Here is a 1,958-nt window from a genome sequence, read left to right as displayed (position 1 = left end):
TCCTTTTAGGGAGAGGTAATTATCAATTATTCATTATCAATTATCAATTATTGAAACTAACCATATTTTCTCCTACCATGCAACGTAGCTGAGAATGGTTACGAAGGCGACGAGGCCGATGCACTGGAGACATATTCTTTTCTGTAATAACTACATTTTTGACTAAGAATAAAGTTTATGATCTTCCTATATAGGAATTGATATTAAAATAACAATTCTTTATATTTAATATGGCCAATTGACTATCTACATATTTTTAATTAACAAAACTTAATACAATCTCATATTTGGCACAAAAAACCCTTATTTCGTCACAAACATTACGATAAGCTCTAATCAAGACAATAAAAAAATATTATTAAATTATAAAACAAAATATAATATACCACCAAATTTTAATTTTGGTACTAAAATGCAGCAAAAGTTAAAATTTTTGCTACTAAAATTACTTAGGAGAGTTAATACTATGAAAGAATCAGCACCTGTGCCAATAGGAATTGTAGGTGCTTCTGGCTATGGCGGGGTGCAACTTGTGAAACTGCTCCAGGATCATCCAAAAGTTGAAGTTGTTTACTTGGGAGGAGATAGCAGTGCAGGAAAACCTTTTTCTTCAATTTATCCTCACCTGGAACATTCTGTAGACTTAATGGTAGAGCCAATTGAATTGGACAAAATTGCCAGTAAATGTCAAGTAGTCTTCCTCTCCTTACCCAATGGTTTAGCTTGGAAAATAGCACCTACTTTATTGGAAAAAGGATGTAAAGTATTAGACTTATCTGCTGACTATCGCTTTGCTAATCTTGAGACTTATCAATCTTGGTATGGTGGAGAACGCACAGACAAAAATATAGCTGCTACTGCTGTTTATGGTTTACCAGAATTGTATCGCGATCGCATAGCTAATGCTCAACTGATCGGTTGCCCTGGTTGCTATGTTACTGCTAGTCTCTTAGCACTTGCTCCACTATTTAAACAGGGTTTGATAGTACCAGAAACTGCAATTATTGATGCCAAGTCAGGTACATCGGGAGGTGGGCGAAAAGCAGCTATTAATCTTTTACTAGCTGAAGCTGATAATTCTATTGGTGCTTATGGAGTAGCTAGTCACCGACACACGCCAGAAATTGAACAAATTTGTAGTAACTTAGCTGGTTATGATGTGAAAGTCCAATTTACTCCCCATCTCATGCCAATGGTACGAGGAATATTAGCTACAGTCTACGGTACTCTCCGAGACCCAGGGTTAGTGCGAGAAGACTTGTTGACTATTTACAATGCTTTTTATCGTAATTGCCCTTGGGTGAAAGTTTTACCCAGTGGAACTTATCCTCAAACTAAATGGGTTTGTGGCACTAATCTCTGTTATCTCGGTATTGAAGTCGATCACCGCACAGATAGAGTTATTATCATGTCAGTTATTGATAATCTGCTCAAAGGTCAAGCTGGACAAGGAGTTCAGTGTATGAACTTGATGATGGGTTGGGAAGAAACTTTAGGGTTGCCCCAGTTAAGCTTTTATCCCTAATGGTATAGTTTTGTTGTTTTATGTCTATCTACACCCACATATTTGTTCGGCAATTGGTTAGTTAGTTTTTGGTGGTATTATGCCACCTACTAACCTTGTATCAAATCTGGTTGAATACTTATTATATAGTTGTAGGAGTGAGGGAGTAGGGGAAAATTGAATATTAAACTGTAGTTATGAACATATACTATACAAGCAGACTCTATATTAGATCCAGACTTATCACAAAAATATTACAGCTATGGTTATGATTAGTAAACCATGCTAGGGACTAACGAAGCGATTGCAGAAGACCAATATACTATTTTTGGCTCTCAGCGACATCATATAATAAAGGAGTCAATGAAGCCCATTTGACATCCTCCCCGGCCTAAAAGACGCGGGGATTCCTACCGAACCGTAGCTCCTCGGCGGGTTGACGTTTCATTGGCTG

The 1,958-nt window shown here is 37.2% G+C and carries 1 protein-coding gene; it reads left to right on the top strand.

Annotated elements, in window-relative coordinates:
- Window positions 1-466: 466 nt before the first annotated feature.
- On the top strand, window positions 467-1,525 hold the full coding sequence (argC, locus tag ACP6PL_RS02865; protein WP_426542336.1) for an N-acetyl-gamma-glutamyl-phosphate reductase: 1,059 nt from the start codon (window positions 467-469) through the stop codon (window positions 1,523-1,525).
- Window positions 1,526-1,958 lie beyond the last annotated feature (433 nt).

This window comes from Dapis purpurea BLCC-M126, assembly GCF_050015975.1.
Classification (GTDB): Bacteria; Cyanobacteriota; Cyanobacteriia; order Cyanobacteriales; family Microcoleaceae; genus Trichodesmium.
The sequence above is the reverse complement of the archived record's forward strand: the minus strand, read 5'-3'. Positions and strand labels throughout refer to the sequence as shown.

Coding starts and splice junctions, on each gene's coding strand:
- argC (WP_426542336.1), top strand. CDS start 467: ATGAAAGAATCAGCACCTGTGCCAATAGGAATTGTAGGTGCTTCTGGC.